Annotated in this window: 6 protein-coding genes; 3 read left to right on the top strand and 3 right to left on the bottom strand. The window is 73.8% G+C overall.

Annotated features, from left to right (window positions below; translation table 11 throughout):
* The 3 genes from B7767_RS12735 to B7767_RS12725 all read right to left on the bottom strand — a co-directional run.
* A partial coding sequence (locus B7767_RS12735) for a xanthine dehydrogenase family protein molybdopterin-binding subunit (RefSeq protein WP_143652387.1) occupies positions 1-1235 on the bottom strand: 1235 nt, incomplete at its 3' end.
* Positions 1232-2224: a xanthine dehydrogenase family protein subunit M gene (locus tag B7767_RS12730; protein ID WP_085572287.1), complete on the bottom strand. Its 993-nt coding sequence runs from the start codon at positions 2222-2224 to the stop codon at positions 1232-1234. The genes B7767_RS12735 and B7767_RS12730, both read right to left, overlap by 4 nt.
* Positions 2221-2778: a (2Fe-2S)-binding protein gene (locus B7767_RS12725; protein ID WP_085572286.1), complete on the bottom strand. Its 558-nt coding sequence runs from the start codon at positions 2776-2778 to the stop codon at positions 2221-2223. Before B7767_RS12725 ends, B7767_RS12730 begins: the two co-directional genes overlap by 4 nt.
* A gap of 267 nt (positions 2779-3045) precedes the next feature.
* On the opposite strand from B7767_RS12725, the gene B7767_RS12720 reads away from it, so the two are divergent.
* From B7767_RS12720 to B7767_RS12710, 3 genes are all read left to right on the top strand, one after another.
* Positions 3046-3660, top strand: coding sequence for a TetR/AcrR family transcriptional regulator (locus tag B7767_RS12720; RefSeq protein WP_085572285.1), 615 nt, complete (start codon positions 3046-3048; stop codon positions 3658-3660).
* Positions 3661-3764: 104 nt separating this feature from the next.
* Entirely contained in the window at positions 3765-3983 is a 219-nt protein-coding gene (locus B7767_RS12715) for a hypothetical protein (protein ID WP_085572284.1), read from the top strand.
* Positions 3984-4060: 77 nt separating this feature from the next.
* Entirely contained in the window at positions 4061-5245 is a 1185-nt protein-coding gene (locus tag B7767_RS12710; protein ID WP_085572283.1) for a CaiB/BaiF CoA-transferase family protein, read from the top strand.
* Positions 5246-5367 lie beyond the last annotated feature (122 nt).

The following is a 5367-nucleotide window of genomic DNA, read 5'->3' as shown; positions in this document are numbered from 1 at the left end:
CGGGCGCCCTCGCGGAAGCAGGCGGCGAGGTTGCGGCCGGCGAACGGCAGCCCGGAGACCGGGCCGTGCTCGGGATCGTTGCGCAGCCGCAGTTCGACCGGGTCGACACCGCACCGCTCGGCGAGCTCGTCGAACGCCGCCTCCAGCGCGAACGACCCGGGCGCCTCGCCCGGCCCGCGCATCCACGTCGGGGACGGCACGTCCAGCCGTACCACCTCGTTCGAGGTGCGGTGGGCGTCGGCGTCGTACATCACGCGCGCCGCACCGGCGCTCGGCTCGACGAACTCCCAGACCGTCGACGTCTGGTTCAGTGAGCGGTGCTCGAGGGCGCGCAGCCGGCCGTCGGCGTCGGCGCCGAGCCGGACCCGCTGGACCGTGGGACTGCGGTAGCCGGTGAGCGAGAACATCTGACGTCGGGTCAGCACGACCCGGACCGGCCGCTGCAGTTCGGTCGCGGCCATCACGGCGGACACCTGGTGGGCCCGCAGGCCCTTGCTGCCGAAGCCGCCGCCGACGTGCTCGGAGCGCACCCGCACCGCGGACGCGTCCAGGGAGAACATCCGTGAGAGCTCGTCGGCGACCCAGGTGGTGCCCTGGTTGGAGTCGACGACCTCGAGCCGGCCGCCGTCCCACCGGGCGGTCGCCGCGTGCGGCTCCATCATGGCGTGGTGCTCTTCGGGCGTGGTGTACTCGGCGTCCACCACGTGGGTACAGGCGGCGAGTTCGGCCTCCAGGTCGCCCTTCTCCGTCACCGCGGGCATGTGCCCGTCCGCCGGGTAGGCGTCCGGGCGGTCGCCGGAGAGCGCGATGTCGTGCGGTTCCCGCTCGTAGGTGACGACGAGCCGCTCGGCGGCCTCCCGGGCCTGCTCGGGCGTCTCGGCGACGACCAGCGCGACGGGCCAGCCGGCGTGCGGCACCCGGTCGTTCTGGAAGACGGCGGCCGTCGGGTCCGGCGGAACGCCCAGTATCCCGATGTAGTCGGTGTCGAGGCGCGGGGCGTTGCCGTGGTGCAGGACGGTGAGCACGCCCGGCATGCCGAGCACCGGTCCGGTGTCGACGGACAGGATCCGGCCGCGGGCGACGGTGGACAGCACCAGCCAGCCGTGGGCGAGATCGGCGAAGGGGATCTCGCCGGCGTACCGGGCGGCGCCGGTGACCTTGTCACGGCCCTCGACGCGGGTGTGCGCGGTGCCGACGGCTCCCGCCGTCGTGGCGCCGGTCGTGGCGGTGGTCATCGGGCGGCCTCCTCGGCGAGTTCGGAGAGCACGGCCACCACGAGGTTGCGCATGAGGGTCACCTTGTATCCGTTGTCGGGCAGCGGCCTGGCGGCCGCGAGTTCGGCGTCCGCCGCCGCCGCGAAGTACTCCGCGGTGGCCGGGGCGCCGTTCAGTACGTTCTCGGCGGCGCGGGCCCGCCAGGGCCGGGACGCCACGGCCCCGAGCGCGAGGCGGGCCTCGCGCACGACTCCCCCGCTGACGTCGAGGGCGGCGGCGACCGAGCCGATCGCGAAGGCGTACGAGGCGCGTTCGCGGACCTTGCGGTAGCGCGAGCGGGCGGCGACCGGCGCGGGCGGCAGGGTGACGTGGGTGATGAGCGCGCCGGGCGGCAGGGCGGTCTCCCGGTGCGGGGTGTCGCCCACCGGGAGGTAGAAGTCGGCCAGCGGCAACTCCCCCGGTCCGTCGGCGGTTTCGTAGGAGACGACCGCGTCGAAGGCGGTCAGCGCCACTCCCATGTCGGAGGGGTGGACGGCCACGCAGTGGTCGGAGGCGCCCAGGACGGCGTGGTTGTGGTGCTCGCCCTCGACGGCGGGGCAACCGCTGCCGGGCGCACGCTTGTTGCAGGGCTTGGTCACATCGGTGAAGTAGCCGCAGCGGGTGCGCTGGAGCAGATTGCCGCCGACGGTGGCCATGTTGCGCAACTGCCCGGAGGCACCGGCGAGTACGGCCTGGGTGAGGGCGGGGTAGTTCCGGCGGACGCCGGGGTGCGCGGCGAGGTCGCTGTTGGTGACGGTGGCGCCGATGCGCAGTCCGCCGCCGTCGGCCGGCTCGATCCGGTCCAGCGGGAGGGCGCGGACGTCGACGAGCCGGGCCGGGCGCTCGACGCCGTTCTTCATCAGGTCGACGAGGTTGGTGCCGCCGCCGAGGTAGCGGGCGTCGGGGTCGGCGCCGAGCAGCGCCACCGCGCCGGAGACGTCGTCGGCGCGCCGGTAGTCGAACTCCCTCATGCCGCGGCCTCCTCGGTCTCGCTCCGGTTCTCCGCGGCGGCGCGGGCGACCGCCTCGACGATCTGTACGTACGCGCCGCAGCGGCACAGGTTGCCGCTCATGCGCTCCCTGATCTCCTCGGGGGTCAGGGGCGGCGGTCCCGCCTCGGGGCGCACGTCCCCGGTGGCGGCGCTGGGCCAGCCCGCCGCGTGCTCCTCGATGACGGCGACGGCCGAACAGATCTGGCCGGGGGTGCAGTAGCCGCACTGGAAGCCGTCCAGGTCGAGGAAGGCCTGCTGCACCGGGTGCAGCCGGTCCCCGTCGGCCAGGCCCTCCACGGTGGTGATCTCGCGTTCGTCGGACGCGACGGCCAGTTGCAGGCAGGACACGGTGCGGCGGCCGTCGACCAGGACCGTGCAGGCGCCGCACTGTCCCTGGTCGCAGCCCTTCTTGGTGCCGGTCAGGTCGAGGCGCTCGCGCAGGGCGTCGAGCAGGGTGGTGCGGTGGTCGACGGACAGCGTGTGCTTCTCGCCGTTGATGTTCAGGGTGACGCTGCTGGACGTCGAGGGGGCCATGAGCAGCCTTCTTTCACGGATCTGGAAGGCGGAACGAGTCGATGACATGGGGCCGTACGGAACGTGGGGCGTTCGGGACCATGCGGAGGAGGGGAAGGGCCGGGAACACACCGGTCGTCGGGGGCATGCCACCGGGTGTCCCGCGCCGCCCGTGTCCGCCGATACGATGGACCCGAAGCGGACAGCTGTCCGCTACCCCCAAGAACGTAGTGGACAGCTGTCCGGTTAGCAAGGTCGGGTTTCGGTCACGGCCCGGGAGGAGGACCGGTGGGACACGAGAAGGAAGCGTCCCCGTCCGCGCGGACACCACGGAGCGCGGCGGCACCCCTGCGCTCGGACGCGCAGCGCAACCGCGAGCGCATCCTGGAGGTGGCCCTCGTCGAACTCACGCGCTCGGCGGACACCCCGCTGAGCGTGATCGCCAAGAAGGCGGGCGTCGGGCAGGGCACGTTCTACCGGAACTTCCCCAGCCGCGAGGCACTCGTCCTGGAGATCTACCGGTACGAGATGCGGCAGGTGGCGGACAGCGCGGCGCAGTTGCTGAGCACGCGGGAGCCCGACCTCGCGCTGCGCGAGTGGATGGACGGGCTGGCCCGCTTCGCCATGGCCAAGGCCGGGCTGGCCGACGCCATCCGGCAGGCCACCAGCGGGCCGGGGAGCCCGGCGAAGCCGGGACACAGCCCGGTGACCGAGGCGGCGGAACTCCTGCTGCGCAGCTGCGAGGAGGCCGGATCCATCCGCCCGGGGGTGACCGCGGACGACCTCGTCCTCGCCATCGGCGGCCTCTGGCAGCTCGACCCGGCCGAGGACTGGCAGCCGCGCGCCACCCGGCTGCTGGACCTGGTCATGGACGGGCTGCGGGCGGGGGCACCGGGCCGATGACGTGCGCGAGGTCGACCTGGACGGGTACGGAGGGGACGAAGCACCCTTGCCGTGTCGCGACAATCGACAGCGCACCCGTGTGATCGAGGATCCGAGGAGTCACCATGACCAGCACGACCGGCACGTCCTGCCCGTACTGCGGGTGGCCGGACGACGCCGAGCCGTTCCAGGTGGTCTCCCGGCACGGCACCGCGGCGGGCAGCACGGTGTGGACCCGCTGCGGCTGCGGTTCGCTCCAGGTCCGTGCCGTCGACGACCGCGGCGCCCGCATCGTCTCCCGCAGCAGGCCCGCGGACGCTCCGTGGAGCCGGGCCGACCGGTGAACGGCCCGGGGCGGCCGTTGACAGCCGCCCCGCCCCGGCCTTACTAATCGAGGCCGGAACAGGCAGGAGGCGCGGACGTGCACGAACCCCCCTTGTCCGGGGTCACGGTGGTCAGTGTGGAGCAGGCGGTGGCCGCGCCCTACGCGACCCGGCAGCTGGCGGATCTCGGCGCCCGCGTGATCAAGGTGGAGCGGCCGGGCGAGGGGGACTTCGCGCGCCGGTACGACACGACCGTGCACGGCCACTCCAGCTATTTCGTGTGGATCAACCGCTCCAAGGAATCCCTCACGCTGGATCTGAAGGACCCGCGCGGCCGGGCGATCCTGCACGGGCTGCTCCGGGAGGCCGACGTGTTCGTGCAGAACCTCGCGCCGGGCGCCGCCGGCCGCCTGGGCCTCGGGAGCGACGAGCTGACCCGCCGCCACCCCCGGCTGATCCCCTGCACGATCTCCGGGTACGGCACGAGCGGCCCCTGGGCCGACCGCAAGGCGTACGACCTGCTGATGCAGTGCCAGACCGGGCTGGTGTCGCTGACCGGGACCCCGCAGGAGACGGCCCGTACCGGTATCTCCGTCGCCGACATCGCCGCCGGGATGTACGCGTACAGCGGTGTGCTCACCGCCCTGTACACCCGCGCGACCACCGGCACGGTGCACCCGGTGGAGGTGTCCCTGTTCGAGGCGCTCGCCGAGTGGATGGGCCAGCCCGCCTACTACACCCGCTACGGCGGCGCCCAGCCCCCGCGCCTGGGCACGCAGCACGCCACCATCGCCCCGTACGGCACCTACCGGGCCGCCGACGGACGCGAGGTGCTGTTCTCCGTCCAGAACGAGCGCGAGTGGGCGGCCCTGTGCGCGGAGTTCCTCGGCCGGCCGGAGCTGACCGACGATCCGCGCTTCGCCACCGGCTCCGACCGGGTGGTCCACCGCGAGGAGCTGAACGCGGTCATCGCCGAGCGCTTCGCCCGCGCGGACGCCGATGAGCTGATCGGGGACCTGGAGGCGATCGGCATCGCCTGCGCCGGGGTCAACGACGTCACCGCGTTCCTCGGCCACCCGGTGCTCGCCGCCCGCGACCGCTGGCGCGAGGTGGCGGTACCGGGCGGGACCGTGGAGGCGCTGCTGCCGCCCGCCGACCTCGCGGGCCTGCCGGCCCGGATGGACCCGGTGCCGGCCGTGGGCGAGCACACGGAGGCGATCCTGACGGAACTGGGCCGCTCCCCCGAGGAGATCGCGGCGCTGCGCGCGGACGGGGTCGTCTGAGCACCGGCCGGGACCTGCCTGCCCGGTGAGCGGCCGGAGGAGACCGGTGGCGCCTCGCGGCCGGACGGAACGGGGCCTCCGGTGCGTACTGCCGCGAGGCGGCGGAGCACGCCGACGCGCCG

Source organism: Streptomyces sp. 13-12-16 (assembly GCF_002114215.1).
Classification (GTDB): Bacteria; Actinomycetota; Actinomycetes; order Streptomycetales; family Streptomycetaceae; genus Streptomyces.
This window is presented reverse-complemented; position numbering and strand designations above follow the sequence as displayed.

Coding starts and splice junctions, on each gene's coding strand:
- B7767_RS12730 (WP_085572287.1), bottom strand. CDS start 2,224: ATGAGGGAGTTCGACTACCGGCGCGCCGACGACGTCTCCGGCGCGGTG.
- B7767_RS12725 (WP_085572286.1), bottom strand. CDS start 2,778: ATGGCCCCCTCGACGTCCAGCAGCGTCACCCTGAACATCAACGGCGAG.
- B7767_RS12715 (WP_085572284.1), top strand. CDS start 3,765: ATGACCAGCACGACCGGCACGTCCTGCCCGTACTGCGGGTGGCCGGAC.